1 rRNA gene is annotated in these 1,108 nt (G+C 57.9%); it reads left to right on the plus strand.

Annotation, left to right across the window (positions count from 1 at the left end):
- Positions 1 to 1,108 (plus strand): 23S ribosomal RNA (locus ACFW0C_RS09860); the annotation flags it as partial.

Below are 1,108 nucleotides of genomic sequence, written 5' to 3' on the forward strand. Positions count from 1 at the left end.
CTGAAACCGTGTGCCTACAATCCGTGGGAGCGTCGGATGCAGCTTGCTGTATCTCGTGACTGCGTGCCTTTTGAAGAATGAGCCTGCGAGTTAGCGGTGTGTAGCGAGGTTAACCCGTGTGGGGAAGCCGTAGCGAAAGCGAGTCCGAATAGGGCGATTGAGTTGCACGCTCAAGACCCGAAGCGGAGTGATCTAGCCATGGGCAGGTTGAAGCGGAGGTAAGACTTCGTGGAGGACCGAACCCACCAGGGTTGAAAACCTGGGGGATGACCTGTGGTTAGGGGTGAAAGGCCAATCAAACTCCGTGATAGCTGGTTCTCCCCGAAATGCATTTAGGTGCAGCGTCGTGTGTTTCTTGCCGGAGGTAGAGCACTGGATAGGCGATGGGCCCTACCGGGTTACTGACCTTAGCCAAACTCCGAATGCCGGTAAGTGAGAGCACGGCAGTGAGACTGTGGGGGATAAGCTCCATGGTCGAGAGGGAAACAGCCCAGAGCATCGACTAAGGCCCCTAAGCGTACGCTAAGTGGGAAAGGATGTGGAGTCGCAGAGACAACCAGGAGGTTGGCTTAGAAGCAGCCACCCTTGAAAGAGTGCGTAATAGCTCACTGGTCAAGTGATTCCGCGCCGACAATGTAGCGGGGCTCAAGCGTACCGCCGAAGTCGTGTCATTGCAGCAATACGGCCAACGCCGGCTGTGATGGGTAGGGGAGCGTCGTGTGCCGGGTGAAGCAGCCGCGGAAGCGAGTTGTGGACGGTTCACGAGTGAGAATGCAGGCATGAGTAGCGATACACACGTGAGAAACGTGTGCGCCGATTGACTAAGGGTTCCTGGGTCAAGCTGATCTGCCCAGGGTAAGTCGGGACCTAAGGCGAGGCCGACAGGCGTAGTCGATGGACAACCGGTTGATATTCCGGTACCCGCTTTGAAACGCCCAATATCGAATCAGGCGATGCTAAGTCCGTGAAGCCGTTCCGGACCCTTCGGGGAAAGGAAAGTGGTGGAGCCGACGAACCCTACGGGGAGGAGGTAAGCGAGGGGGTGACGCAGGCAGGTAGTCCAGCCCGGGCGGTGGTTGTCCCGGGGTAAGGGTGTAGGACGCGGGGT

Origin of the sequence: Aerococcus sp. NPDC058936 (assembly GCF_042741995.1) — a bacterium.
GTDB lineage: Bacteria > Bacillota > Bacilli > Lactobacillales > Aerococcaceae > Aerococcus.